This window comes from Erythrobacter westpacificensis (genome assembly GCF_039542285.1).
Taxonomy (GTDB): Bacteria; Pseudomonadota; Alphaproteobacteria; order Sphingomonadales; family Sphingomonadaceae; genus Alteraurantiacibacter; species Alteraurantiacibacter westpacificensis.
Genome location: NZ_BAABHV010000010.1, coordinates 133318 through 157459 on the forward strand (window position 1 = coordinate 133318; position 24142 = coordinate 157459).

Genomic DNA, 24142 nt, shown 5'->3' on the forward strand with positions numbered 1-24142 from the left:
CCGGTGCCGCGTTGCAGCGGCACGGCGTTCATCAGCCCTGGCGGGCCTTGAAGCGACGGTTGGTCTTGTTGATCACGTAGGTGCGACCGCGACGACGAATCACGCGGCAATCGCGATGGCGGTTCTTCAGCGACTTGAGGCTGTTGCGGATCTTCATTGGTCTGTTCCCGAAAAATAATCGGCACCGGAGATGGCCCCCGATGCCGGAAATTCAATGCTGGCAAGTTGGCGCGCGGATAATCGGAGCCTGTCGCTGAGTCAACCTATTCCCGTATCTCGTCCAGCTTGCGCTCCCACGCCAGCGCATGGGCAACGATCTGGTCGAGGTCCGCATATTGCGGCCGCCAGGGCAGCGTCGCCTTGATGCGCGAGGGATCGGAAACGAGCGAATCGGGATCGCCCGCGCGGCGCGGGCCGAGCACGCGGGTGATCTTGCGGTTCGTCACCCGGTCCACCGCGTCCAGCACTTCCAGCACGGAGAAGCCGCGACCGTAGCCGCAGTTCATCGTGAGGCTGCGTTCCGGCTGCTCGATCAGCTCCTCCAGCGCCAGCACGTGCGCGGCTGCAAGGTCGCTGACGTGGATGTAATCGCGCACGCCCGTGCCGTCGGGCGTGTCGTAGTCGGCGCCGAACACGCCCACGCTCTCCCGCTTGCCCAGCGCTGCCTCCACCGCGACCTTGACAAGGTGCGTGGCGCCTGCCGAGGATTGTCCGGTGCGCGCCTTCGGATCGGCCCCCGCCACGTTGAAATAGCGCAGCGCACAGTAGTTGAGGGCGTGCGCCGCCGCCGTGTCCGACAGCATCTGCTCCGTCATCAGCTTCGACCAGCCGTAGGGATTGATCGGCTGCTTCGGCGTATCCTCGGTGACGGGAGATACATCGGGAATGCCGTAGGTCGCCGCCGTGGAGGAGAAGATCATGTGCGGCACGCCCGCTGCCACGATCGCCTCGATCAGGGCGCGGCTCTTGGCCGTGTTGTTCTCGTAATACTTGAGCGGGTTCTCCACGCTCTCTGGCACCACCACGCTGCCGGCAAAATGCATGACAGCGCGGATGCCCTGCTCGGCAAAGATGCGTGCCAGCAGATCACCGTCGGCAATATCGCCTTCATAGAAAGGCACGTCGTCCGGCACCGCAAAGCGGAAACCGGTCACGAGGTTGTCGATCACCGCTACCGGCCAGCCCGCATCGCGCAGGGCCAGCACAGCGTGGCTGCCGATATAACCGGCACCGCCGGTGACGAGAACGGGGACTTTGTTGGCCATCGCCGCGCGGTTAGCACGTTTGCGTGAAACGACAATAAACCAAGCGCCTTGTAGGCACCTTTTGCCGGGCCTAAGCGTTGATGCACCATGAGAAAGCCCGCCCCCCTCCTGTCCACCCTGGCACTGGCCGCCACCGCCGCTCTGCTGGGCGGATGCACGACACCGGCCTATGTCTCCCCGGTGGAAGTCACCCGGTTCGTGGGTGACGAGCCTGCATTCCTTGCCCAGGGCACGGTGCAGATCACGCCAGCCTCGGGCATCGATCCCGGCAGCATCGAATACGGCCTCTATGAAGATGCCGTGCGCTTGCAGCTGGAAGAACTCGGTTACCGCGTGGTGATGGTGAACGGCGCGCAGGTCGCGCAGGTCTCGCTGGATCAGTACGTGGTCGATGAAGGTCGCCGCCGTGGCCCGGTGGACGTCGGCGTTGGCGGATCGACCGGAACCTACGGCTCCGGTGTCGGGCTTGGCGTCGGCATCAACCTTGGCGGTGAGCCGGCAGAGCGCGTGGTGCGCGAGCTGGCGGTGACCATCCGCGAGAGGGGCGGCGCGCAGAACCTTTGGGAAGGCCGCGCCAGCATGGTCGCCACCACCAACAGTGATTACGCCGCAGACGCGGCCGCCGCGCCGCGCATGGCCGATGCGCTGTTCGCGAACTTTCCCGGAAATTCGGGCGAAACAATCGAGGTAGAATGACCCACAACGATATCGTGATCGACGCCGCTTTCGACAGCGGCAACATCGAAGTCGTCTCCATCGACGGCGCCACCGCGCACCTGCGCATCCCCAACGACCGCAACAGCGAATTCGCGCAGTGGTTTCACTTCCGCGTATCCGGCGCGGCCGGACGCGAACTGGTGCTGACGATCGATCAACTGGCCGACAGCGCCTATCCCGAAGGCTGGCCCGGCTACAACGCCTGCGTCTCGGAAGACCGGGCCTATTGGGGCCGCGCGGAAAGCTCTTATGACAAGAAAGCGGGCAACGGCACGCTCACCATCCGCTATGTGCCAGCGAACGATGTGGCGTGGTTCGCCTATTTCGCGCCCTATTCGATGGAACGGCACAACGATCTCGTCTCCGAGGCCGCATCCATGCCCGGCGTCGACTATCGCCGCCTTGGCGAAACCCTGGACGGGCGGACCATCGATTGCCTGGAAATGGGCGAAGGCGACAAGCAGGTGTGGTTCTACGCCCGGCAGCACCCCGGCGAGTCCATGGCCGAGTGGTGGATGGAAGGCGCGCTGGAAGTGCTCACCGATCCCGCCGACGTGGTGGGCCGCGTGCTGCGCCAGAAATGTCGCCTCCATGTCGTACCCAACTGCAACCCGGACGGCTCCTTCCGCGGTCACCTGCGCACCAATGCCAACGGGGTGAACCTCAATCGCGAATGGGCCGATCCCAGCGCCGAACGGTCTCCCGAAGTTCTCGCCATTCGCAATGCGATGGACGAGAGCGGCGTGGACTTCGCCATGGACGTGCACGGCGACGAGGCGATTGCCGCCGTCTTCCTCGCAGGGTTCGAGGGCATCCCTTCGTGGACCGACGATCACGGCGAGCGCATGTATCGCTACCAGCGCATCCTCGACCGGCGCACACCCGATTTCCAGACGAAGAAGGGCTATCCCAAGTCCGCGCCCGGCAAGGCCAACCTGACGATCAGCACCAACCAGGTGGCAGAGCGTTACGGTGCCTGCGCGATGACGCTGGAAATGCCGTTCAAGGATAACGACGACTGGCCCGATCCGGACCAGGGCTGGAGCCCGGAACGCTGCAAGCTGCTGGCACGCGAATGCCTTGCCGCCCTGGTTGAGTGGCTGGACGACTAGACGGCGCTCCGCCTGCCAGCGGCACTTTTCCGGAACTTCCCGCTCGTTCCTTGGTCAGTAACAATGACCGAATGTTCGAGGGGAAACCATGCGTCGGATCATCGCCATCACCCTGCTCGCGGTTGCCGCGCTGGCCTTCGTGGCCACGCTGATCTCGTTGCTGCCCACCGATTTCTGGCTGGTTCGCACCGTGGACCTTGTCCGCGAACCATTGGCCTATGCGGCCGTCCTGCTCGGCCTTGTCGCTCTTCTGGTGGCCGGCAAGGGCCGCTGGCTTGCCGTGGCCCTTTTCGGCATCACGGCCATCATCAACACTTGGCGGATCTGGCCCTATTCGGCTTTGGCGGGCGAGGAGATCGAGCGGATCGCCGCCAGCGAGGCCGAGCTATCGCAATGCTTCACGGCGCTTTCGGTGAATGTGAAGGTCGAAAACACCGGCTTCGACCAGGTGGCGGCGCAGATCGAGGACGTCTCGCCCGACCTGCTGCTGCTGATGGAAACGGATGAAAGCTGGGTTCGCGAACTCGATGGCGTTCTGGGCGACTATCCTTTCCTCCTAACCGAGCCCCAGCCCCGTGCGTTCGGCATGGTCTTCGCCAGCCGCCTGCCGGTTGCCGACGCCCGCCTTGCCGAAAACACGCATCGGGATACGCCCACGCTCTACGCCACGATAAACCTGCCCAACGGCGAGGATTTCGAATTCATCGGCCTGCACCCCAAGCCCCCGCTGCCGGGCTGGAATACCGAAGAGCGCGACAGCAACATCGTGCGTGCCGGGACCGAGACGCCAGGCGAGAACAGCGATGCGCTGGTCATGGGCGATTTCAACGACGTGCCCTGGTCGCGCACCACCACCCGATTTCGCGAGGAGGGTGGCTGGCGCGATCCACGCATCGGGCGCGGCACCTACCCCACCTTCCCCGCCAGCCTGACTTTCCTGGGCTGGCCACTGGACCAGATCATGCTGCGAGGGGGCCTGGACCTGCGGGACTTCACCGTCATGCCGAACAATGGTTCGGACCACCGCGCCATTCGTGCAGTCCTGTGCCAGGGCGAAATGGTGCCCTCCTGAGACACGCCACGCAGCGTTACGGCTGCACCACGACCCAGCGCAGCGCCGCGCTGCCGGATTCGCCACGCAGGTAGCTGGTCGCGCCCCACAGCGTCCATGGGCGGCCACCGTAATCGGGCTGAACGAAATCGCGCTCCAGCCACAGGTTGCGCTCGATGCGCGTGGCAATGCCGTGCTCGGCTTCGAATTCGGGGCTGATCTTCAGCACCACGGGTTGCCCGGCATGCCCCTCGACCTGGTTGATGAACGTGGTCAATTCGCTTTCGAGGCCCGCCTCGACAATCGGATCGCCGCACTCGCTCGCCAGCTTCGACAGCGCGATGGCAGGGGGCAGCATTTCGGGATCGCGCGGCACGATGGTGACGAAGTTGGCCGCTTGCCGCCCCGCCGGGACGCACGGATCGTAGGCGTGGACAACGCCGTGCGGCAGTCCCGCATCGGTCACGGCGGCAAGATTGCGCGGGAACATGGCATCGCGTCCCTCGCTGCCCTGGCTCGCCTCGATATAGACAAAGTCTGCACCCGTCGCGCGCAGCGCGTTGAAATCCACCGCGCCGTCCTCGGCGCCGATCAGCGCGCCCTGCATCGGGAACTCCGCACGGCTGGGCTGCCAGCCGGACGCGCGGAACCACAGCACCGCCGCCAGCCCGACAAGAGCCAGCAACAGCAGCACTTCCACCCAGAAGCGGAGGACGGATTTCTTCTTCTTGCCGATGGTACGACCCGGTTGTCAGTGTGAACAGGTTAAGCCTTGATGTGCAGGACGCAGATCAGGGTGAAAAGCCGCCGCGCGGTTTCGAAATCGGTTTCCACCTTGCCTTCCAGCGCATCCAGCAGGTGCCGGGTGCCGCGATTGTGGATGCCGCGCCGGGCCATGTCGATGGTCTCGATCTCCTGCGCCGAGGCGCGGCGCAGCGCCTTGTAGTAGCTGTCGCAGATGGCGAAGTAATCGCGGATTGCGCGGCGCATCCGTGCCATGCCAAGGCCGATGGTGCCCGCCTCGGTTCCGGCGGCATCCTTCAGGTGCCAGGCCAGCATCCCCTCGACCACTTCCAGGTGCACCCGCCACGGGCCTTCGTGGCCCTTGCCGGTCGCGCGGACGGGCTTGAAGAAATTGTCTTCCACCAGGTCGCGCAGCGCCACTTCGCGCTCTTTCTCGATATCGTCGCTGCGCGCGAGCACGGTCGCCTCGTCCAGCGTGATTTCCTCGATACGGTTGGCGCTATCCTGGTCCATGTGCGGTGCCCTCCTGCCCCACCCGCGCTTCGCGTTCAATTGCCAATCTCGGGCTCGCAGACTTTCTCCCCGCTATCCACAGGCCAGGGTGCGAGGCTTGGGCAAACTTTCGTCGTGTCAATCTTGCAGCGAATGAAAGTCCAGCGCATCAGAGCGCCATGTCCGACGAAGACCTCCTGACCCGATCCGCCACCAAGACCGAAACCAGCAGCCAGCAAGGCCGCAGCCTGCCCGCCAACCTTGAAGCGGAGGCCGCGTTCCTCGGCGCCGTCCTGATCGACAATCGCGTGCTGGAGGAACTGCCGGTCGAACTGCGCCCGGCGCACTTCTTCGCGCCGATCCACGGCCGCATCTACGAACGCATCGTGACGCTGGTGGACCGCCAGATGGTGGTGACGCCGGTCACGCTGAAGCCCTATTTCGATGGTGACGAGGCGCTGTCGGAACTGGGTGGAACCGGGTATCTCGCGCAGCTGACCGCCGACGGACAGGGTCTGCTCGCCCCGCGCGAACTGGCACAGCAGATTTATGACCTCGCGCTGCTTCGTGAACTGGTCGGCGTGGGTCGCGACCTGGTGGAGGGCGCGCTCGATACCTCCGAGGAAGTCGAGCCGCAGCGCCAGATCGAGAACGCCGAAAAGCGCCTGTTCGAAGTATCGGAAGGGGCGACCAGCGAGAAGGCAGGCGTTGCTTTCCGCAGCGCCTCGATGGAGGCTATCCGCCTTGTCGAAGTGGCGATGCAATCGGGCGGCAAGCTGTCGGGCAAGACCACCGGCCTCGATTCGATCGACAACAAGACGGCCGGCCTGCACAATTCCGACCTCGTGATCCTCGCCGGGCGTCCCGGCATGGGCAAGTCCTCGCTGGCGATGAACATCGCTTTCAACTGCGCGGAAGAACACCTGCGCTACATGCGCGACGGCGGCCCGCACAACTACGGCGCGCCCGCTGCCTTCTTCAGCCTCGAAATGAGCAGCGATCAGCTGGCGACACGTATCCTTGCAGAGCAGGCTGAGATTTCTTCCGAGGCGCTGCGTTCGGGCAGCCTGAAGCGCGACGAGTTCCAGAAGCTGTCCTACGCGGCGCAGAAGCTGGCCGAACTGCCGCTCTACATCGACGATACGCCCGCGCTGTCCATCTCCGCCCTGCGCACCCGCGCGCGGCGGCTGAAGCGGCGGCACGATATCGGCCTGATCGTGGTCGACTACCTGCAACTGCTGCAAGGCTCGGGCCGTGCCAGCGACAATCGCGTCAACGAGATTTCCGAGATCAGCCGCGGCCTGAAGACACTGGCCAAGGAATTGCAGCTGCCGGTGATCGCGCTCTCGCAGCTCAGCCGTGCGGTGGAGCAGCGCGAGGACAAGCGTCCGATGCTCTCCGACCTGCGCGAATCGGGCTCGATCGAGCAGGACGCCGACATGGTGTGGTTCATCTACCGCGCGGACTATTACCACGAGGCGCTACGCCCCGACATGCCGACCGAGACCAGCTCCGAAGGCGACAAGGAAAAGTACCGCGTCTGGGAAGACCGCTATCTGGAGTTGCGCAACAAGGCGACACTGATCGTCGCCAAGCAGCGCCACGGTTCCACCGGCAACGTGCCGCTGCTGTTCCAGAGCGAGTTCACCAAGTTCACCTCGCCCAACATGAAGGACTATTCGGACTACGGGTTCGAATAGGAGCAATGGCCGCACCTCGCGCAAAGGAGCAGTCGCCCGCACCCACCGATGGCCGCACAAAGGTGGGCCAGAAGCGGCGGGCGGAAACACGCGCGAAGATCATCGCCGCCGCCTTCGACATCTTCGGCGAGGAGAATGGCCTGTTCGCCCGGATCGAGGACGTGGCCGACAAGGCGGGCGTTACCCGCGCCACGTTCTACAACCACTTCGCCAGCATGGTGGAACTGCGCGAGGCGCTGACCAGCGAGGTAACGCACGATTTCCTCGTCGCCGTGGCGCAGACGGTGGCGAAGCTGCCGGATTCGCGAGAGCAGTGCACCGTTGCCGTGCGCTATTACCTGCGCCGCGCGCAGAAGGACCGGCGCTGGGCGTGGTCGATGCTGAACATGAGCGCGTCGGGCGAAATCTTCGGCGGCGAGACCTTCCGCCAGGCGATGCGCACGATCAGCGACGGGGTAGATAACGGCGACCTGCCCATCCCCTCGGCAGAGCTGGGCCGGGATATCCTGCTGGGCGCGACGCTGGCGGCCATAGGCTCCATCGTGAAGCGCCAAATGCCGGACGATTATCCCGAGAGCGTGGCCGGTTACATCCTGTGCGGCCTGGGCGTCGATCGCGACACCGCGCGCGCAATTGCCCACCGTCCCCTGCCCGAGCTGGACTACGCCTCTCCCGACTAGCGTATTACAATTGACAATTTGTCCATTGCATTGAACACTCGCTCCCGACGACGGCGACATGCGCCGCGAGAGGGAGAGGGACGATGCAGCTCAGACAAGGTCGCCTGCTGGCGGGCCTGACCGGAGCGGCCCTGCTGGCAGGGGTCGGCATGGGAACAGGATTTTCGATGAGCGCCTCGGCGCAGGCGACTTACGAGATCGAGCCGCGCGCGCCGGAATATCTCTACGCCCGCACCTGCGGATACTGCCACGGCCACAACATCGCCCCGATCATCCGCGGACGAGCGCTGCCGCCAGCCGTGACCGCCGCCATCGTGCGCTCCGGCATGGGCGCGATGCCTGCATTCAAGCCCACCGAAATCACCGATGCCGAATTGCAGGCGCTGGCCGAATGGCTCGCCCGGTCAGAGGTCGATCCAGAGGAGCACGGCGGATGAGCAATGGATTTTCCCGCCGCGAGGTCATGGCAATCGGCGGCGCTGTCGCCAGCACGGCGGCGCTGACGCCGCTGGTCCGCGCCCGCATGATGCCGCAGGACATGGACCGCGACGTGTTTGCAGGCGTCGTGCGCGAACTGCGCGCCATCGTGGGCGACGAATGGGTCTTCGCCGACGAGGCGAGCACCATCTCCTACCGCAAGAGCGGCATTCCCGACCTTCGCGGGGAGCACGTGCCATCGGGCGCGGTGGCGCCTGCCAATGTCGAGCAGGTGCAGGCCATCCTCGCGCTGGCCAACCGCTATCGCCTGCCGCTCTGGCCGATCTCCACCGGCAAGAACATGGGCTACGGCATGGCCACGCCCGCCTCTTCGGGGCAGATGATTCTCGACCTCAAGCGGATGAACCGCATCCTCGATTTCGATGCGGAACTGGGCACGATCCTTGTCGAGCCGGGCGTCACCTATCAGCAGATCCACGACTATATCGAAGACAACGACCTGCCCTACTGGGTGGACGTGCCCACGGTCGGCCCGATCGTCTCGATGATGGGCAACACGCTGGAGCGCGGCGTGGGCTACACGCCCTACGGCGATCATTTCTTCATGCAATGCGGCATGGAAGTGGTGCTGGCCGACGGCACGATCCTGAAGACCGGCATGGGATCCATCGAGAACGGCAACACCTGGCAGGCGTTCAAATGGGGCTACGGCCCCTATCTCGACGGCATCTTCACCCAGTCGAACTTCGGCATCGTGACAAAGCTGGGCATGTGGCTGATGCCCAAGCCGCCTGCCTACAAGCCCTTCATGGTGCGATCACCCAATGTGGAGGACGTGGCGGCGATCACCGACACGATCCGCCCATTCCGCATGAACAACCTCATTCCCAACGGCGTGCTGATCATGGGTGCGCTCTACCAGATGAGCATGTTCAACCGCCGCGCCGACCTGTGGGACGGCGAAGGGGTGATCCCGCTGGACGTGATCCAGCGCCACGCGCGCGCCAACGATATCGGCATGTGGAACACCTTCTACGCGCTCTACGGCACCGACGAGATCATTGCCGCCATCGAACCGATCCTGACAGCGGCGTTCGAGGCAACGGGCGCCGACGTGCTGACCGAGGCCGAGATGGGCGGCAATCCCTATTTCGAGCACAACAAGACACTGATGCGCGGCGGCATGACGCTGGAAGAAAAGGGCCTCGTGCGCTGGTGGGGCCGCAGCGGCGGCGCGGTCGCCTTCGCGCCTGTCGCTCCGGCCAAGGGCGGGGAGACCATCGGGCAGACCCAGCTGGCGACCGAGATCATGAACAAGTGGGGATTCGACTATGCCCCCGCCTACGCGGTGGGCGGGCGCGAATTGCACCACATCATCTTCCTGATGTTCGACAAGGGCGACGACGAACATTCGGCCAAGGCCGAGCAGTGCATGGAAGAAATGATCACCCGCTTCGGCGAGCGCGGCTGGGCGGCCTATCGCTCCAGCGTCTCCACCATGGACCTGGTGGCGGACCAGTACGGCGCCGCCAATCGCGAGGTGAACGCCCGCATCAAGCAGGCGCTCGACCCCAATCACATCATCGCACCGGGCAAGCAGGGCATCGCCTGACCGGCGCGTGGCCGGTCCCGCCCTCCCTCACGCGGCGGGACCGGCTTCCCCCTCTCCATTGCCACGAAGAGACAGGGTCACGCGCGATCCGGGCCATCCGGGCGCGAAACGGCTAGAGGCCGAGGTTGAGCTTGCGGCTGACGGTGTAATCGACCACCGAAACGAGGAACCAGCTCGCCCACCACTTCGCCCGCGTCCACGGCGTTGCGCGGCGGGCGTGCAGTTCGGGCGTCACCCGTTCGCTGGCCTCGTAGTGCTGCTCGATGAATTCGCGCATCGTGTCCGCCAGCGCCGCGTCTTCAATCCGCAGCACGATCTCCAGGTTCACATAGAGGCTGCGCATGTCGAAATTGGCGCTGCCGAGGTACACGGCGTTGTCCAGCACGATAAGCTTGGTATGCAGCTTGCACGCCTGGAACTCCCGGATGTTCGCGCCCGCTTCCAGAAGCTTCCGGTATAGCGCACGACTGGCACCGATGGTGGCGCCGTTGTCGCTTTTCCCTGCCAGCAACAGGTTCGTGCGCCCCTTCGCCGCGATCTTCCGGATGCGCTCTCTCAGGCGGCCGTTCGGGGAGAAATAGGCCATCATCATGTCCAGCCTCTCGCCCTGCTCCAGGTCCTGCGATACGCGCCTGGCCCAGCTTGACAGGCGGCGGGACGGACCGCCGATCAGCAGCTGCACCGGACCATCGCCTGCTTCCCAGTTTCGCACGCGGTGGCGGATGTCGCGGAACTGCGCTTTGTCGTCGCTGGCCCATTCGACCAGTTCCGCGAACCACGCGGCAACGCGCTGCACCGCCTCGCCCTCAAGCCGGAAGCCGAGATCGTTCCAGCCGTTTTCCTGCGGCGGGGCGAAATAGTCGTCCTCCACGTTAAAGCCGCCCAGCATCGCCACGGCATCGTCGGCAATCACCATCTTCTGGTGATTGCGGATCAGCGCACGGCGGCTCCACTTCGCCATGAAGGTCAGGAACGTGCCGCCGGCATCGGTCATCTCGGCGAAGAATTCCTCGTCCGCCTCCGCCCCGAAACCGTCGACGATCAGGGTCACATCCACCCCGCGCTCCACCGCTGCCACCAGCGCATCGCGCACTTCGCGGCCAACCGCGTCGCGGGCGAAGATGTAGAAGGCGATTTTCAGGCTCTGGCGTGCGCCGTTAATGATTTCCAGCAGCGCGGCGCGGCGATCCTTGCCAGCGGGGTAGAAGGTTAAGGAAAGGCCATGCGCCTGCGCCGAAAAGGGTTCGGGATCCTGATAGCCCCGCCCGGTGTCGATGACAGCGTCCATCCCGGCCTGTTAGCACGCCCCGCCCCGAGGGAAACCTTGACGGAAGCGTTCTGCCCGCCTAACTGGCTCACTTTCCGACAACACCAATTCAATCGGAGTGCCCATGGCGCGCGTTACAGTCGAAGATTGCGTCGACAAGATTCCCAACCGTTTCGATCTCGTCCTGCTGGCTGCCCAGCGTGCGCGCGAGATTTCCGGCGGCGCGGAAATGACGGTCGATCGCGACCGTGACAAGAACCCGGTCGTCGCCCTGCGCGAAATCGCGGAGCAGACCGTGAAGCCCAAGCACCTGCAGGAATCGCTGGTGCAGTCGCTGCAGCGCGTCCTTCCCGACGAGGAAGACGAAGCCGATGAAATCGGTTCGCTGAGCCAGTCGGCAGAGGCCATGCGCCTGTCCGCCGCTGCGCCCACGCGCTCCACCTCGATCGGTGCCGACTACGACGGCTGATCGCCTCGCAGTTCTCAAGTTTCAAAAAGGCCGCGCCCACCGGGTGCGGCCTTTTTGCTTTTGGCCTCAAGGAAAGCGCTACTGCCCCCGCCCGGTTGCGGCCTGCAATTCGTCGATCTTCTGCGAAGCGTCGGCCTTGCTGAGTTCGGGGTCATAGGCTTCGGGCGTGCCCGCTTCCTCGCACAAGGTCTTGAGGTAACTGGCCTGTGCGCCGGTCATGGCTTCATCGCCGGTGGTCCAGTTCTCGGGCTTCTTCTCGGCGTTGGACACGGGGTCGGCCTTGGGATGCCGGGTAGGTGTCGGTGCAGTCATGCTCGTTGTCTCCTTTGCCTTGTCAACGCCCCTTGATCCCTATTTGTTCCATCTCGACGGAGCAGGTGGCAAAGGTTAGGTTGCGCTGCGGAGCAAAGGGGGCACGCCGGTGAGCGACATTTTCGAAGGTATCGGCACGGCCACCGAAGGCGGTCTTCTGTCGCGCGCCATCGAGCCCGATTCGGGCGCCAAGCCGCCGCATCCGCACCAGCCGGCCCGATGCCTCAATTGCGATACACCGCTGACCGGGGCCTACTGCCATGCCTGCGGACAGCAGGGACACGTGCACCGCACCATCGGCGCATTCATGCACGACCTGCTGCACGGAGCGCTGCATTTCGAAGGCAAGCTGTGGCGCACCCTGCCCATGCTCATGTTCCGTCCGGGCACGCTTACGCGGCGTTACATCGAAGGCCAGCGGGCCCGCTTCGTCTCCCCCATGGCGCTGTTCCTGTTCACCGTCTTCCTGATGTTCGCGATCTTCCAGGTGCTGGGCTTCACCGCGCCGACGGACCTGCAGGGACCAGCCGGTTCCTCCGGCACCGTGGAGGAATTGCGGGAGGAAGCGACGAGCGAGATTGCCGATCTGCGCCGAGAACTCGAGGGCGAAGACCTGACCGACGCCGAACGTACCGAACTGCAGGCGGAGATCGGGGTGCTGGAAACCTTCCTCCACGAAAACCCCGAATCCGCGCTTTCGGAATTGACCCGGGGCATCCGTGACGGCGCAGCCGGGCCTGAGGCCCCTGCTCCGGACAATGAGCCTGCCGACGGCATCGAGGCACCGCCGACCGTGCGAGCGGACCTGAGCGATCTTGCGACGGCTGACAGCGGGATCGCGTGGTTCGACAAGGCGTTGAACAAGTGGCGCGATAACCCGAGCCTGATGATCTACAAGCTGCAGGCCAACGCCTACAAGTTCAGCTGGCTGCTGATCCCGATCTCGATCCCCTTCGTATGGCTGCTGTTCGCGTGGAAGCGGCGCTTCAAGGCCTACGATCATGCGATCTTCATCACCTATTCGCTCAGTTTCGTGACCCTGCTGTTCATCACCCTGTCGATCCTCGGTGCGATCGGAGTGGCAAGCTGGATACCGACATCCATGGCCCTGCTCATCCCTCCGATCCACCTCTACAAGCAGCTGCGCTACACCTATGACCTCTCGCGGTTCTCCGCGTTCTGGCGCCTGCTGGTGCTCAGTGCATTCATCTGGATCGTCGTCGGCCTGTTCATCCAGCTCCTGCTGGTCCTCGGCGCTTTCTGAACCTGACAACAACGGAGGGCGTCACATCGCTGCGCCGCCCTCGTGTTTGTGTCTTCTAATCAGGGAACAGCGGCCGTTCTTAGTCGGTGCCGTCGAGTTCACCGTCGCCCGGGGCCGTATCGCGGGTATCTGCTTCGGCCAGGTCATTGCTCAGTTCCGCCGCACCCTCGCTCAGTTCGTCGGCAGCAACGATTGCTCCTTCGCGAAGCTCGTTGCCGATCACTTCGGCATTCGCCTCCGCATCGGCAGCGGCGCGTTCGGCCATGGCCTCGGCATTGCTCTCGGTGCTTTCGGAGCAGGCTCCGGAAAGCAGCAAGGCGGGTGCGGCGAGAACGGAAACGACAAACTTGTGCGGCATGGCAGGACTCCTTCGTGGAGCCCTGTCAACGCACGAAAGCCGCAACCAGCTCCCGCTACTGCCTAGGCCCCTTGCGGAGCCTCGCCGCCACCGAAGCGCTTGCCCGCCTTGGGGATGGACGAACCCTGCGACGGCGCGACCGGGATCGGCCCGGTCGGCGTATCGGGTCGGTCGATCTTGCCGTTTTCCAGCAGCACCTTGATCTCGTCACCCGTCAGCGTCTCGTATTCGAGCATGGCCTGGGCGAGAAGGTGAAGCTGGTCCTCGTGCTTGGTCAGCAGTTCGGTCGCGCGCTTGTGGGCACCTTCCACCAGGTCCTTGATCTCCTGGTCGATCAGCTTGTTGGTATCCGCCCCTGCGAAGGTACGGGTGGTCTGGCCCATGCCGAGATAGCCTTCCTGGCTCTGCTCGTACTGCAGCGGGCCCAGCTTCTCGCTCATGCCCCACTTGGTGACCATGTTGCGGGCAAGGTCGGTGGCGTACTGGATATCCGAGGATGCGCCGCTGGAGACCTTGTCGTGCCCGAAGATGATTTCCTCGGCCACGCGGCCACCCATCGAAACCGACAGGTTCGCGTGCATCTTGTCCCGGTGGTAGGAGTAGTTGTCCCGCTCCGGCAGGCGCATCACCATGCCCAGCGCGCGGCCGCGCGGGATGATCGTGGCCTTGTGGATCGGGTCCGACGCTTCTTCATGCACGGCGACGATGGCGTGGCCGGCCTCGTGATAGGCGGTCATCTTCTTCTCGTCGTCGGTCATCACCATGGACCGGCGTTCGCTGCCCATCATGACCTTGTCCTTGGCGTCCTCGAACTCCTGCATGGCGACGAGGCGCTTGTTACGGCGCGCGGCCAGCAGGGCGGCTTCGTTGACGAGGTTGGCGAGGTCCGCCCCGGAGAAGCCGGGCGTGCCGCGCGCGATGGTGCGCGGGTTCACGTCAGGCGCCAGCGGCACCTTCTTCATGTGCACGGCAAGGATCTTCTCGCGCCCATCGATATCGGGCACGGGCACCACCACCTGGCGGTCGAAGCGGCCCGGGCGCAGCAGCGCGGGGTCGAGCACGTCGGGACGGTTGGTGGCGGCGATGATGATGATGCCTTCGTTCGCCTCGAAGCCGTCCATTTCCACCAGCAACTGGTTCAGCGTCTGCTCGCGCTCGTCGTTGGAGTTGCCGATACCGTTGCCGCGATGGCGGCCCACGGCGTCGATCTCGTCGATGAAGACGATGCACGGCGCGTTCTTCTTCGCCTGCTCGAACATGTCGCGCACGCGGCTGGCACCGACGCCCACGAACATCTCGACGAAGTCGGAACCCGAAATGGTGAAGAACGGCACGCGCGCTTCGCCCGCAATTGCACGGGCGAGCAGTGTTTTACCCGTACCGGGCGAACCGACCAGCAGCGCGCCCTTGGGAATCTGGCCGCCCAGCTTGGAGAAGCGCTGCGGATCCTTCAGGAATTCGACGATCTCCTGCAGCTCCTCGCGCGCCTCGTCGATGCCGGCCACGTCCTCGAAAGTGACGCGGCCCTGCTTCTCGGTCAGCATCTTGGCCTTCGACTTGCCGAAGCCCATCGCGCCCGATCCGCCGCCCTTCTGCACCTGGCGCAGCGCGAAGAAGGCGATGCCCAGGATCAGCAGGAACGGCAGCGCCTGGATCAGCACCACCAGCAGCACGTTCATCTGTTCGGGCTGGGTGCCGGTATATTCGACATCTGCCGCTTCGAGCTGCTGGGTCAGGTTCATGTCGCCGGGCACGGGCGTTGTGGTGAACCGTTCATCGTTCTTGAGCACGCCGGAAATCCGGTCGGGTGCGATCGTCACCTCGGCAACGGAGCCTTCGGCCACCTTTTCCTTGAAATCGGAATAGGGAATGGCAGTGCCCGGCGCTTCGCGCGGGCCGCCGAACATGGAAACGGCCAGCAGCAGGGCGAGGAAAACCCCGCCCCAGATCATCAGGCTCTTCATCCACGGATTGTTGCCGCCACCGCCGTTTTCGGGCTCTTGATTGTCGCTCATGTAAGATCGCGTCCTTTCAGGCCTTCAATGTAGGCTCTGCGAGGTGAATGACAAGATAACGGCTTTGGGCCGTATCGGGGGCCATATCGGGCGGGTGCCGGGCGGCGGATCAGCGCCTCTCGCGGGCGAGGATAAGCCGGTCGTCCAGGTCCGCGCCCTGCTGCCCTGTCACCTGCACCAGCGCCTCGAACGCATCGGCTGCTGCCGCATCGGAAACGCCTTCCGGCAGGCTTGCGCCCACGGCCAGCGGGCTGATACCGCGCAGGCCCGTCTCGCGCTGGCTGGCGATAACCACCACCTGCGCGCCGGTGGAGGCGGTGAACCGCGCGAGATAGGCGTAGTCTCGATAGAAGGCGGGGGAGGCAAGGCTGCGCGCTTCGTCGCTCGTCCACACCTGTCCGCTGTCGCGATCGACGATCTCGTCGTAACTCTCGCCGATCCGCAGGGTGCTGCCGGCAAATGCCTGTTCTTCCAGCAGCCCCATGCCCGAAAGCAGGCCGATATAGACCACGTCGAAACGGTTCAGCATGTCGGGTTCGAGTTCACTCGATGCGATAATCTCCACATCCTTCCCGGCCTCGGCCAGCACGGGCATCACGGCTTTCATCCCGTAGGCGAGCGAGAACGGGAGGTAGGTAAGACCGACATCCTCGGCGTAGCCATAACGTTCCGGCTCGGCTTCCTGGAGTGCCGCCAGGTCCTGCTTCGAGTCGACGCGGAAATCGCGGATGAGGCGGCTTTGTTCGGGCCTTACCGGATCGATCTCTCCGAAAAGGTAGTAGTCACCCAGCACCAGCAGCACCGGGCGATCTGATTCGGCCAGCGGCTCCCACAAGGCGTTGGGCACGGCGGCGCGTTGGCTCCACGCGAACAGGGCTGCCAAGGCGATGACGATCAATGCCGCAACGGCCGCGATCGAGATGGCGGGCTTGGAGGAACGCGCCGGCTGCGGCGCCTCGGCGGCGCTCTCGACGCCTTCCAACCGCAAGGCATAGGTGCCGCTTGGCAGCACGATATGCGCGCCGTGTTCGCCCGCCTCGTTCGCGGCGTAGAAATCTTCCAGCTTCTTGCGCAGGCGGTGCACGTAGACGCGTACCGTCGCATCGTCGGCATCGCTGCCCTGCTGTCCGAATACCTCGCGCGCCAGCTCGTCCTGCGTCGCGCTTTCAGCAGCCGGACCGCGTGCGGCGAGATAGTCGAACAGTTCGCGCACGCGCCCGCTTTCACCGGGCACCTGGGCAGCGCGCAAGCGAGCAATCTCGCTTTCGAATAGCGGTGTAACGTCCATGTAACGTGCCGATTACCGTAATTTACCTGGTTGGGCGAGAAGTGATGCGCCAGCTCTTTGGTTGACTTTGACCAACCAGAAAACGGACCTGATGAAAACCCTTTATCGCCACACGCTTCTCGTATCCGCAAGCACGATCCTCACCGTGCCCCCGGCCATCGCGCAGGAGGGCGGACAAACTACCGAGCGCACGGCGACTGCAGCCGACATCGCTGCCGCACAGGCAAACCCCGACGATACCAATGTCGTGCGCAACACCGAAACTGGCGAGATCATTTACGTCTACGGACGCGGCGAGCGCCGGATCGGTGTGGCAGGCGCTGCCAGCGAAGGCGGCGTGGCAGGCGCGGATATCGAGATTCGCCCGCTGCTGCGACCCGGCGAACTGCTGGAGGCGACGCCGGGCCTGATCGCCACCCAGCACTCGGGCGGCGGCAAGGCCAACCAGTTCTTCCTGCGCGGGTTCAACCTCGATCACGGCACGGACTATTCGGTCTACGTCGACGACATGCCATTGAACTTCCGCACCCACGGCCATGGTCAGGGCTACCTCGACGTGAACGGCCTGATCCCCGAAACCGTTGCGCGGGTGGACTATCGCAAGGGCCCCTATCGCGCCGACACCGGCGATTTCTCTTTCGTCGGCAGCTCGCAGATCACCACGCACGATCGCCTGCAACCCTTCGCCAGCGCGGAAGTGGGCAGTTATGATTACTACCGCTTCGTCGCCGGCGGATCTGCACAGGTGGGCGAAGGCGATCTGCTGGTGGCGGGGCAGGCCAAGTTCAACAACGGCCCGTGGGAACTGGCCGAGGATTTCGAAGGCTACTCGGCTTTCGTGAAATTTACTCAGCCCCTCGGGGCGGGCGATCTCTCGCTGACCTATCGCCTGTTCGACGCAAGCTGGGCACCTACCGAACAGATCCCCGAGCGCGCGCCGGGCACTGTCTTTTGCGAGGATCGCTTCTGCGCCATCGACGAGACACTGCGCGGCGACACCGAGCGGCACGTCCTTACCGCCAACTACCTTTCGGACGACTGGCGGATTACCGCCTATGCCCAGCGATACGATTGGGAACTGCTCAACAACTTCACCTACTTCCTCGATGATCCGGTCAATGGCGACCAGCTGCGCCAGTACGATGATCGCTGGACCTTCGGCGGACGCATCGAACGCACCGAGCAGCTTTCCGATCGCTTCAGCCTGCGCCTTGGTGCGGAAGGCCGCTACGACGACATCGGCGAAGTCGGGCTGGACGAGACAATAGACGGCGTTACCGAATTCACCGTGGGCGCCTTTGCAGTGGAGGAAGCATCGCTGGGCCTCTATGCCGAGGCGATCTGGCGGCCTGTCGACCGGCTGATGGTGATCGCAGGCCTGCGCGGTGACTGGTACGATTTCGAGGCCGAGGCCCTGCGCGGCGCGCTCAGCTGGACGAACGATGCCACCGACGAGACCTTCGCCCCCAAGATCGGCCTGAACTACGAAGTGGCAGAGAGCCTTGCGCTCTACGCCAACTATGGCGAGGGCTTCCATTCAAACGATGCGCGCGGCGTTACCAATCCGGTGGACCCGGTGCCCGGCCTTGTAGACGGACACTTCGAGGAAGTGGGCCTGCGCTTCGAGCGCGGCGGCCTGATCTTCACCGGCGTCTACTGGTGGAGCAGCATCGAGAGCGAGCTGATCTACGTCGGCGATGCCGGAACGGTCGAGCCGAACGACGGCAGCGAGCGCAACGGCTACGAACTCACCGCCTTCTACAAGCCCAACAACTGGCTGGCGATCGACGCGGTCTGGACCGGCACCACCTCGCGCTATGTCGATGTGCTTGCGGGACAGGACTACATTCCCGGCGCGCTGGAGAACTCCGGCGAGCTGGGTATCTCTGCCGCCTTCCCCGAATGGAACGCCGCCGCCCGCGTGCGGTATCTCGGCCCTGCCGCGCAGATCGAGGACAATTCGGTGCGCAGCGACTCCACCACGCTGGTGAACCTGCGCGCGGCATGGACCCCGCAGGGCATCGAATTCCTGCGCGGCTGGGAAGTGCACGCCGAACTGCTCAACGCCTTTGATTCGAAAGACAACGACATCACCTATTTCTACGCCACCCGCCTGCCCGGCGAACCGGCGGAAGGTATCGAAAGCATCGTCAGCCGCATCGTCGAACCGCGGCAGGTGCGCGTGGGCGTGACCAGACGATTCTGACCGAATCCCCCCCGGCGGCAGGCGCATTGCGGGCGCCTGCCACCGATCAAGAGCCCCGCCTGCATGCATGGTGCAGGCGGGGCTTTTTCTGTCGATCTTTCAAGTTCTTCGCAGGAATCAGGTCAAGCGACCTATTCCTTTTGTAAAGCAACCTTGACTTCGCGTCACACGATGTCTAGTACCCTTTACATAAATTCAAAGGAGCTTGACATGCACAACATCACCAAGGCCGCCAGCTGGGCGTGCGCGATGCTCATAATCGCCGCCATGTCGGCGCTCGGCTGGGTTGCCGAGGACGTCGCCACCACGCTTCTGATCGTGTTTCCCGTTCTCGCCGTCACCACCCTCTCCAATCGCGGCTGCTCGCTTGCCGGGCGCGGAGAGGCACGGTGATCGGCGACCTCAAGAAAAAGCCCGAAGTCAGGCGCTACCTGCTGCGGATCGTCGTGGCGATGGTGATCTATCTCGGCTCGCTCTACGGGGCGGAAGTGCTGATCGAGGATGGCGGGCTTAGCGGCTGGCCCGCCTATGTCCTCACGGCCCTGCCCGGCGTGGCGTTCGCCTCGGTGTTCTGGATCTTTGCCCGGCTGATCATCGAGGAGCGCGACGAATTCCTGCGCCTGCTCTACGTACGCCAGGTGATGGTGGCGACCGGCCTCACCCTGACGGCTGCCGCAATCTGGGGCTTCTTCGAAACCTACCTGCCCGTGCCGCACATCGCCGCGTTCTGGTGGCCGACCCTGTGGTTCTTCGGGATCGGCGTGGGCGCGATTTACAACAAGATCACGATGGGCACGGCCGGAGAATGCCGGTGAAGAACCGCCTGCGCGTGCTGCGCGCCGAGCGCGAGTGGAGCCAGAACGACCTTGCAGAGCGGCTGGATGTCAGCCGCCAGAGCGTGAACGCCATCGAGACCGGAAAGTACGATCCAAGCCTGCCGCTGGCGTTCCGGATCGCCGATGTGTTCGGCCTCACGATCGAGGAGATATTCCTGCGGGATTGAAGAGCGGGCGGACGACCCTGTAGGGCCGCCCGTCCGCGCTTATCACTCGCTCATGCCGGTCATCACGAACCGCTGCACGCGGCGGCCCGTGCTGACTTCGGTGGTGTAGACGTTGCCCATCGAATCCACGTCCACGCTGTGCAGCCAGATGAACTGCCCGGGATAGCGCCCGTTGCGACCGAACCAGCCGACGATCTCGTGCCCTTCGCGCAGCAGGATCCACACGCGGCCGTTCATCATGTCGGCAATGTAGACGTACTTGCCGTCCGGGCTGAACGCCACGTCGGACGCGGTGCGGGTGCCACCGGTTTCCTCGGCAATCACCACGTCCTCGACGAATTCCACCCCGTCGGCGGTTTCGCGGAACACCTGCACACGATTGTTGCGACGGTCGCAAACGTAGATCGTGCTGTCCGGTCCGCGGGTCACGCAGTGGACGATATCGCCGAAACTCTCGCTTTCGGGATTGGCCCCGCCATCGCCGGTGCTGCTGGCCTGCGACTGGTCGAATTCACCGTCGCGCGTTCCGCCGCCCGGCTCCGTGCCGTAGGCGCCCCACAGGTGTTCGAACGCAAGGTCTTCCGCGCCGAATTCGATGATACGCTTGTTGATGTAGCCATCGGCCACCAGCACGCTTTCCCCGTCGTAGTGAATGTCCGCCGGGTTACCGAGGTATTGCTGCGACAGGTTGCCCTCGGTCTGCTGGCGGGTGCCGATCTGGCGGATGAACTCGCCGTCGGTTGTGAAGTTCAGGACCACGTGATCGCCGCCGCCGTTGCCGCCGATCCAGACGTTGAGGTCATCATCGACGTAGAGGCCGTGGACGTTGGCGGGCCACTGTTCGTCACCCACTTCCACGGCATCGCGGCCCTCGCCTTCCATCGTGCTTTCGCCGGGGGCAAGGTCAATGCCACCCCAGCTGCGCAGCAGGTTGCCCTCCTGATCGAACTGGAGGACGTGTGGCGGGGCGTTGCAGCAGGCGATGCTCTGCCCGTTGTCCGCCCCGATATCACTGAAGCCCAGCGAATTTGGACGGTTGAGCACCCAGATGTTGTCGTCCTTGTCGACCGCCAGGCCGGGCGCCTGGCCCAGGATCATGTTCTCCGGCAACTGCGGCCAGCCCGCATCCACCGCGAAGGTGGGCATCGGCACGGCTTCGTTCACATGCTCGCTGTCCACTTCCACCAGCGTATCCGCCACGGCGGGCCCGCTGATCACGAGAGCGGCGCCAAGTGCCGCAGTGCTTACCAGTTTACGCATCCAGTCCATCTCCTCTTAAGCGGCCCCAAGGCCGTCGATAACTTCGGGAAGGGCTATGGCGTAGCGCGCCACGTCCTCCAGCCTGCCCGTGCTCACTCGCGAGTATTGCCGCCACTCGCCATATGCCGGGCGGATGATGATGCCGCGTGCCCGCATGGCGCTGGCCACCGCGTCGGCATCGGGAACCTCGATATAGACGAAATTGGTCTGGCTCGGCAGCACGGTCAATCCGCTGCGCGCGGCCGCCTCCACGATCATTTCGCGTCCTTCCAGGATGGCGGCGCGGCTCGCATCCAGGAAGCCCATGTCGTCGTAACTGGCGATGGCTGCGGCGAGGCCGCAGGTGTTTCCGCCAAAGCTCATCATGTGGCTGCGAATGCGCGCGGCGTTTTCCTCGCTGGTGAGCGCGTAGCCCACGCGCATTCCCGCCATGCCGTAGATCTTGGAGAAAGTGCGGCACACGATCACGTCCTGCCCGGCGCGCACCATGTCCACCACGCTGTTGCCCGCCGGATCGTCGGCCAGTTCGTTGTATGCCTCGTCCACCAGCAGCGTGGCCGTGGGGGTGACGCGGGCAGCCAGTTGCCGCAGCGCGCCCGCATCCACCAGCATCCCGGTGGGGTTGTTGGGATTGCACACCTGCACCAGCGAGACATTGTCATCGAACGCGGAGGCCATCGCGGCAAGGTCCACGTTCATGTCGTCCGCCAGCGGCACCCGGATCGCCCGCGCGCCCTGATGTTCGCCGTATTGCACGGTGGTATCCCAGAACAGGCCGGGACACAGGATCGCGCCGCCGCGACCCCAGGCGATGGCGATGGCGGAAAGGATTTCCGTGGAGCCCGCGCCGATCACCACCTGCGAGGGACTGAGCGAATGGCGCTCCGCAATCATCTCGTGCAGCACGCGCAGGCCGCGGTCGGCGTAGTAGCAGCCCTTGGTCGCGGCTTCGGAGGCGGCCGCAAGCGCGCTGGGTGCAGGGCCATAGGGGTTCTCGTTGCGAGCGAGCATGGCGATGCCATCGCCGGGGCCGAAATTGCTCGCCGCGCTCGCAACCGGATCGGCCTGTCCAAGTGCCGGGAAGGCGGCTGCCATGCCTGCTGTGGCGGCGCTGCCACCAAGGAAAGTCCTGCGTGCAATGTCCATCGCTGTTACCCCTTTTTTCCGCCTACGAGTTGAAGATCATCGTCGCTCCGACAAAGATGAGATAAATTCCGAATACCCGGCGCAGCAGCGCGGGAGACAGCTTGTGCGCCAGCGCCACGCCCAGCGGCGCTACAGCCACGCTGGTGACGATCACGGCCAGCGCGGCGGGCAGGTTGACGTAGCCCAGCGAGCCCCACGGCAGGCCGGTTTCGTCCGCACCGATGACCATGAAGCCGATCGAGGCCGGGACGGCGATGATCGCGCCCATGCCGCTGGCCGTGCCGATGGCGCGGTGGATGCTGGTGCCGCACAGCGTCATCGTCATGGTGGTGATGGTGCCGCCACCGATGCCCAGCAGGCTGGACAGCAGGCCAAGGCCGCCTGCCAGCCCGGCACGGGTAGCGCCGCCCGGCATGGCGGTGGCCAGTTGCCGATCGTGCACGCGCGGGCTGAGGAAATGGACGGCAAAGCCGAGCACGCCGATCCCGAAGATCAGTGCGAGGGTAGAGGAACTGACGAGGTCGGCAATCCACGCGCCCAGCACGGTGCCGCCCACTACCCAAGGTGCCCAGCTCTTCAGCACCTGGGTGTCAACGGCATCGCGCAGCGCATGGCTGCGCACGGCGCGCAGGGAAGTGAAGATGATGGTCGCAAGGCTGGTGCCCACGGCAACGTGAGTCAGCTGATCCGGCGCGGTGCCCAGCAGCGGCAGGATCAGGATCAATGCGGGCACGACCACGAAGCCGCCGCCGATGCCGAACAGTCCGCCTGCAAACCCCGCAGCCGCGCCTGCTGCAAGCAGGGCGAGAAAGGGAAGCGCAAGGGCGGAGTCCAGGGTCACGCGATGCACACTACGTTGCAGCGCAGCATCGGGCGAGAGGAATTTTGGTCGGTACTGGCTTTTGCAGGATTTGCGCCTTAGACGATGGGTGATGCTGCTGCCGAACCGAACCGTCGAGAAAGTCTGGGGGGTGGAAGTCCTTCCGCCGCCGTTCTCCGCGCCGCAAGCCGCGCCCATAGGGGAAATCTGGTTCGAACCTCCCCCTCAGCTTTCGCAGATCCTGATCAAGTACCTGTTCACCAGCGAGAAGCTTTCTGTCCAGTGCCACCCCGACGATAGCCAGGCAGAAGCCGCAGGGCTTGGGCGCAGGGGAAAGGAAGAATGCTGGCTGGTCATCGCGGCAGAGCCCGGTGCACGTCTGGGAATAGGTTTCGATGCCCCGCTGGATGCCGATGCCATGCGCGCCGCCGCTCTCGACGGCTCGATCGAAGAGCTGATGACATGGCACGAGGTAACCGCGGGCGATTTCTTCTACATCCCTGCGAACACGGTCCACGCCATCGGTCCGGGATGCTCGATCATAGAAGTGCAGCAGAATTCGGATATCACCTATCGCCTTTACGATTACGGGCGCCCGCGCGAATTGCACCTGGAAGCCGGAATGGCGGTGGCGGACGGTTCGCCCTACGATACTTCGCTGCACCAGCGCCTGCCGGACAGCGGCAGCGCCGCGTTGGTGGACGGCCCGTTCTTCCGCCTCGACTGGGTGGACGGCGTGCCGGACGATGGCCTGCTCTATACCTATGCCGAGCCGCTGCTTGTCCTGCCGCTGGTGGGAGAAGTGCTGGTATCGGGCAGCGAGGTGGTGAAGCCGGGCGAATGCGCGCTGGCGCCCGATCTCGCCAGCGTCACCTTCGCCCCGCAGGGCAAGGCGCTGGTGACAGCGCCCTGCTGAGGCACCT

At 64.5% G+C, this 24142-nt stretch carries 26 protein-coding genes; 14 read left to right on the top strand and 12 right to left on the bottom strand.

Annotated features, from left to right (window positions below; genetic code table 11):
- Positions 1-31 precede the first annotated feature (31 nt).
- Together ykgO and galE are read right to left on the bottom strand one after the other, a co-directional pair.
- A complete protein-coding gene (gene ykgO / locus ABFX23_RS08655) occupies positions 32-157 on the bottom strand; it encodes a type B 50S ribosomal protein L36 (RefSeq protein ID WP_007165381.1) in 126 nt (41 codons plus the stop codon).
- Positions 158-263: 106 nt separating this feature from the next.
- Positions 264-1265 (bottom strand): UDP-glucose 4-epimerase GalE, encoded by a 1002-nt coding sequence (gene galE, locus ABFX23_RS08660; RefSeq protein ID WP_346032696.1) that lies wholly within the window; start codon positions 1263-1265, stop codon positions 264-266.
- An 87-nt stretch (positions 1266-1352) separates the two neighbouring features.
- Here galE and ABFX23_RS08665 point away from each other — a divergent pair, with 87 nt between their 5' ends.
- From ABFX23_RS08665 to ABFX23_RS08675, 3 genes are all read left to right on the top strand, one after another.
- Complete coding sequence (locus ABFX23_RS08665) at positions 1353-1961, top strand: DUF4136 domain-containing protein (RefSeq protein WP_346032697.1); 609 nt, start codon at positions 1353-1355, stop codon at positions 1959-1961.
- Positions 1958-3094 (top strand): M14 family metallopeptidase, encoded by a 1137-nt coding sequence (locus ABFX23_RS08670; protein WP_346032698.1) that lies wholly within the window; start codon positions 1958-1960, stop codon positions 3092-3094. The genes ABFX23_RS08665 and ABFX23_RS08670 overlap by 4 nt, the downstream gene beginning before the upstream one ends.
- Positions 3095-3182: 88 nt before the next feature.
- Positions 3183-4166: an endonuclease/exonuclease/phosphatase family protein gene (locus ABFX23_RS08675; protein WP_346032699.1), complete on the top strand. Its 984-nt coding sequence runs from the start codon at positions 3183-3185 to the stop codon at positions 4164-4166.
- Between the two features lie 16 nt (positions 4167-4182).
- Here ABFX23_RS08675 and ABFX23_RS08680 read toward each other — a convergent pair whose 3' ends face one another.
- The gene (locus ABFX23_RS08680) at positions 4183-4845 is read right to left on the bottom strand and encodes a glycoside hydrolase family 25 protein (RefSeq protein WP_346032700.1); all 663 of its coding nucleotides are present in this window, start codon (positions 4843-4845) and stop codon (positions 4183-4185) included.
- 65 nt (positions 4846-4910) lie between these two features.
- Positions 4911-5402: a UPF0262 family protein gene (locus tag ABFX23_RS08685; RefSeq protein WP_346032701.1), complete on the bottom strand. Its 492-nt coding sequence runs from the start codon at positions 5400-5402 to the stop codon at positions 4911-4913.
- Positions 5403-5560: 158 nt separating this feature from the next.
- On the opposite strand from ABFX23_RS08685, the gene ABFX23_RS08690 reads away from it, so the two are divergent.
- From ABFX23_RS08690 to ABFX23_RS08705, 4 genes are all read left to right on the top strand, one after another.
- Complete coding sequence (locus ABFX23_RS08690; protein WP_346032702.1) at positions 5561-7081, top strand: replicative DNA helicase; 1521 nt, start codon at positions 5561-5563, stop codon at positions 7079-7081.
- Between the two features lie 5 nt (positions 7082-7086).
- Complete coding sequence (locus ABFX23_RS08695; RefSeq protein ID WP_346032703.1) at positions 7087-7761, top strand: TetR/AcrR family transcriptional regulator; 675 nt, start codon at positions 7087-7089, stop codon at positions 7759-7761.
- Positions 7762-7844: 83 nt separating this feature from the next.
- Entirely contained in the window at positions 7845-8198 is a 354-nt protein-coding gene (locus tag ABFX23_RS08700; protein WP_346032704.1) for a c-type cytochrome, read from the top strand.
- Entirely contained in the window at positions 8195-9811 is a 1617-nt protein-coding gene (locus ABFX23_RS08705) for an FAD-binding oxidoreductase (protein WP_346032705.1), read from the top strand. The genes ABFX23_RS08700 and ABFX23_RS08705 overlap by 4 nt, the downstream gene beginning before the upstream one ends.
- A gap of 112 nt (positions 9812-9923) precedes the next feature.
- On the opposite strand, the gene ABFX23_RS08710 is transcribed toward ABFX23_RS08705, so the two are convergent.
- Positions 9924-11099: a phospholipase D-like domain-containing protein gene (locus ABFX23_RS08710; protein WP_346032706.1), complete on the bottom strand. Its 1176-nt coding sequence runs from the start codon at positions 11097-11099 to the stop codon at positions 9924-9926.
- Positions 11100-11202: 103 nt separating this feature from the next.
- Here ABFX23_RS08710 and rpoZ point away from each other — a divergent pair, with 103 nt between their 5' ends.
- Complete coding sequence (gene rpoZ, locus ABFX23_RS08715) at positions 11203-11547, top strand: DNA-directed RNA polymerase subunit omega (RefSeq protein ID WP_346032707.1); 345 nt, start codon at positions 11203-11205, stop codon at positions 11545-11547.
- Positions 11548-11625: 78 nt separating this feature from the next.
- Here the strand turns inward: rpoZ and ABFX23_RS08720 are convergent, their stop codons facing one another.
- Positions 11626-11859, bottom strand: a complete 234-nt coding sequence (locus tag ABFX23_RS08720; RefSeq protein ID WP_120077223.1) for a DUF3072 domain-containing protein — start codon at positions 11857-11859, stop codon at positions 11626-11628.
- 109 nt (positions 11860-11968) lie between these two features.
- On the opposite strand from ABFX23_RS08720, the gene ABFX23_RS08725 reads away from it, so the two are divergent.
- A complete protein-coding gene (locus ABFX23_RS08725) occupies positions 11969-13123 on the top strand; it encodes a DUF3667 domain-containing protein (RefSeq protein WP_346032708.1) in 1155 nt (384 codons plus the stop codon).
- Between the two features lie 79 nt (positions 13124-13202).
- Here the strand turns inward: ABFX23_RS08725 and ABFX23_RS08730 are convergent, their stop codons facing one another.
- From ABFX23_RS08730 to ABFX23_RS08740, 3 genes are all read right to left on the bottom strand, one after another.
- Complete coding sequence (locus tag ABFX23_RS08730; RefSeq protein WP_346032709.1) at positions 13203-13481, bottom strand: hypothetical protein; 279 nt, start codon at positions 13479-13481, stop codon at positions 13203-13205.
- Positions 13482-13543: 62 nt separating this feature from the next.
- Positions 13544-15496 (bottom strand): ATP-dependent zinc metalloprotease FtsH, encoded by a 1953-nt coding sequence (gene ftsH / locus ABFX23_RS08735; RefSeq protein WP_346032710.1) that lies wholly within the window; start codon positions 15494-15496, stop codon positions 13544-13546.
- 109 nt (positions 15497-15605) lie between these two features.
- Positions 15606-16784, bottom strand: coding sequence for a winged helix-turn-helix domain-containing protein (locus ABFX23_RS08740; RefSeq protein ID WP_346032711.1), 1179 nt, complete (start codon positions 16782-16784; stop codon positions 15606-15608).
- Between the two features lie 91 nt (positions 16785-16875).
- Here ABFX23_RS08740 and ABFX23_RS08745 point away from each other — a divergent pair, with 91 nt between their 5' ends.
- The 4 genes from ABFX23_RS08745 to ABFX23_RS08760 all read left to right on the top strand — a co-directional run bounded on the left by ABFX23_RS08745 (position 16876) and on the right by ABFX23_RS08760 (position 19993).
- Positions 16876-18990: a TonB-dependent receptor gene (locus ABFX23_RS08745; protein ID WP_346032712.1), complete on the top strand. Its 2115-nt coding sequence runs from the start codon at positions 16876-16878 to the stop codon at positions 18988-18990.
- A 210-nt stretch (positions 18991-19200) separates the two neighbouring features.
- Positions 19201-19383 (top strand): hypothetical protein, encoded by a 183-nt coding sequence (locus ABFX23_RS08750; protein WP_346032713.1) that lies wholly within the window; start codon positions 19201-19203, stop codon positions 19381-19383.
- Positions 19380-19805 (top strand): hypothetical protein, encoded by a 426-nt coding sequence (locus ABFX23_RS08755; protein ID WP_346032714.1) that lies wholly within the window; start codon positions 19380-19382, stop codon positions 19803-19805. Before ABFX23_RS08750 ends, ABFX23_RS08755 begins: the two co-directional genes overlap by 4 nt.
- Positions 19802-19993, top strand: a complete 192-nt coding sequence (locus ABFX23_RS08760) for a helix-turn-helix transcriptional regulator (RefSeq protein WP_346033034.1) — start codon at positions 19802-19804, stop codon at positions 19991-19993. The genes ABFX23_RS08755 and ABFX23_RS08760 overlap by 4 nt, the downstream gene beginning before the upstream one ends.
- Before the next feature lie 42 nt (positions 19994-20035).
- On the opposite strand, the gene ABFX23_RS08765 is transcribed toward ABFX23_RS08760, so the two are convergent.
- Genes ABFX23_RS08765 through ABFX23_RS08775 form a run of 3 tightly spaced genes read right to left on the bottom strand, consistent with a single transcriptional unit; the run spans position 20036 to position 23240 of the window.
- Positions 20036-21253: an NHL repeat-containing protein gene (locus tag ABFX23_RS08765; protein WP_346032715.1), complete on the bottom strand. Its 1218-nt coding sequence runs from the start codon at positions 21251-21253 to the stop codon at positions 20036-20038.
- 15 nt (positions 21254-21268) lie between these two features.
- Complete coding sequence (locus ABFX23_RS08770; protein ID WP_346032716.1) at positions 21269-22399, bottom strand: pyridoxal phosphate-dependent aminotransferase; 1131 nt, start codon at positions 22397-22399, stop codon at positions 21269-21271.
- A 22-nt stretch (positions 22400-22421) separates the two neighbouring features.
- Positions 22422-23240 carry a sulfite exporter TauE/SafE family protein gene (locus tag ABFX23_RS08775; RefSeq protein WP_346032717.1) on the bottom strand — a complete coding sequence of 273 codons (819 nt, stop codon included), beginning with the start codon at positions 23238-23240 and terminating at the stop codon, positions 22422-22424.
- A gap of 91 nt (positions 23241-23331) precedes the next feature.
- Between ABFX23_RS08775 and ABFX23_RS08780 the strand changes: the two genes are divergently transcribed.
- Positions 23332-24135 carry a class I mannose-6-phosphate isomerase gene (locus tag ABFX23_RS08780; protein WP_346032718.1) on the top strand — a complete coding sequence of 268 codons (804 nt, stop codon included), beginning with the start codon at positions 23332-23334 and terminating at the stop codon, positions 24133-24135.
- The last annotated feature ends 7 nt before the right edge of the window (positions 24136-24142 follow it).

What these genes read in the sequence shown, in the direction of transcription:
- ABFX23_RS08690 (WP_346032702.1), top strand. Translation starts at nt 5,561, where the DNA reads ATGTCCGACGAAGACCTCCTGACCCGATCCGCCACCAAGACCGAAACC.
- ABFX23_RS08780 (WP_346032718.1), top strand. Translation starts at nt 23,332, where the DNA reads ATGCTGCTGCCGAACCGAACCGTCGAGAAAGTCTGGGGGGTGGAAGTC.
- ABFX23_RS08670 (WP_346032698.1), top strand. Translation starts at nt 1,958, where the DNA reads ATGACCCACAACGATATCGTGATCGACGCCGCTTTCGACAGCGGCAAC.
- ABFX23_RS08710 (WP_346032706.1), bottom strand. Translation starts at nt 11,099, where the DNA reads ATGGACGCTGTCATCGACACCGGGCGGGGCTATCAGGATCCCGAACCC.
- rpoZ (WP_346032707.1), top strand. Translation starts at nt 11,203, where the DNA reads ATGGCGCGCGTTACAGTCGAAGATTGCGTCGACAAGATTCCCAACCGT.
- ABFX23_RS08695 (WP_346032703.1), top strand. Translation starts at nt 7,087, where the DNA reads ATGGCCGCACCTCGCGCAAAGGAGCAGTCGCCCGCACCCACCGATGGC.
- ABFX23_RS08765 (WP_346032715.1), bottom strand. Translation starts at nt 21,253, where the DNA reads ATGCGTAAACTGGTAAGCACTGCGGCACTTGGCGCCGCTCTCGTGATC.
- ABFX23_RS08665 (WP_346032697.1), top strand. Translation starts at nt 1,353, where the DNA reads ATGAGAAAGCCCGCCCCCCTCCTGTCCACCCTGGCACTGGCCGCCACC.
- galE (WP_346032696.1), bottom strand. Translation starts at nt 1,265, where the DNA reads ATGGCCAACAAAGTCCCCGTTCTCGTCACCGGCGGTGCCGGTTATATC.
- ABFX23_RS08770 (WP_346032716.1), bottom strand. Translation starts at nt 22,399, where the DNA reads ATGGACATTGCACGCAGGACTTTCCTTGGTGGCAGCGCCGCCACAGCA.
- ABFX23_RS08720 (WP_120077223.1), bottom strand. Translation starts at nt 11,859, where the DNA reads ATGACTGCACCGACACCTACCCGGCATCCCAAGGCCGACCCCGTGTCC.
- ABFX23_RS08740 (WP_346032711.1), bottom strand. Translation starts at nt 16,784, where the DNA reads ATGGACGTTACACCGCTATTCGAAAGCGAGATTGCTCGCTTGCGCGCT.
- ABFX23_RS08730 (WP_346032709.1), bottom strand. Translation starts at nt 13,481, where the DNA reads ATGCCGCACAAGTTTGTCGTTTCCGTTCTCGCCGCACCCGCCTTGCTG.
- ABFX23_RS08705 (WP_346032705.1), top strand. Translation starts at nt 8,195, where the DNA reads ATGAGCAATGGATTTTCCCGCCGCGAGGTCATGGCAATCGGCGGCGCT.
- ABFX23_RS08745 (WP_346032712.1), top strand. Translation starts at nt 16,876, where the DNA reads ATGAAAACCCTTTATCGCCACACGCTTCTCGTATCCGCAAGCACGATC.
- ABFX23_RS08685 (WP_346032701.1), bottom strand. Translation starts at nt 5,402, where the DNA reads ATGGACCAGGATAGCGCCAACCGTATCGAGGAAATCACGCTGGACGAG.
- ABFX23_RS08750 (WP_346032713.1), top strand. Translation starts at nt 19,201, where the DNA reads ATGCACAACATCACCAAGGCCGCCAGCTGGGCGTGCGCGATGCTCATA.
- ykgO (WP_007165381.1), bottom strand. Translation starts at nt 157, where the DNA reads ATGAAGATCCGCAACAGCCTCAAGTCGCTGAAGAACCGCCATCGCGAT.
- ABFX23_RS08675 (WP_346032699.1), top strand. Translation starts at nt 3,183, where the DNA reads ATGCGTCGGATCATCGCCATCACCCTGCTCGCGGTTGCCGCGCTGGCC.
- ftsH (WP_346032710.1), bottom strand. Translation starts at nt 15,496, where the DNA reads ATGAGCGACAATCAAGAGCCCGAAAACGGCGGTGGCGGCAACAATCCG.
- ABFX23_RS08700 (WP_346032704.1), top strand. Translation starts at nt 7,845, where the DNA reads ATGCAGCTCAGACAAGGTCGCCTGCTGGCGGGCCTGACCGGAGCGGCC.